The sequence below is a fragment of the Burkholderia sp. MSh2 genome (assembly GCF_000731655.1).
Lineage (GTDB): Bacteria > Pseudomonadota > Gammaproteobacteria > Burkholderiales > Burkholderiaceae > Burkholderia > Burkholderia paludis.
Genome location: NZ_JPGM01000166.1, coordinates 1 through 329, shown reverse-complemented (window position 1 = coordinate 329; position 329 = coordinate 1). Strand labels below are relative to the sequence as shown.

Here is a 329-nt window from a genome sequence, read left to right as displayed (position 1 = left end):
GGCATTAGCTCGCTGTCGACGGGCCTGAGCTCGACCAATAGCACGGTGTCGTCGCTGTCGACCTCGACCTCGACGGGGCTGTCGTCGTCTAATAGCTCGATCTCTTCGTTGTCGACGTCGACCTCGACGGGCACTAGCTCGCTATCGACCGGCCTGAGCTCGACGATTAGTTCGATCACGTCGCTGTCGACGTCGACCTCGACCGGCTTGTCGTCCGCGAACAGTTCGATCACGTCGCTGTCGACCTCGACGTCGACGGGGCTGTCGTCGGCAACTAGCTCGATCTCTTCGTTGTCGACGTCGACCTCGACGGGCATTAGCTCGCTATC

1 protein-coding gene is annotated in these 329 nt (G+C 61.1%); it reads right to left on the bottom strand.

The annotated features are described in order from the left end of the window. Positions 1–329, bottom strand: a 329-nt coding sequence (locus GQ57_RS43535) for a hypothetical protein (RefSeq protein ID WP_034200638.1), incomplete at both ends; no start/stop codon positions are given.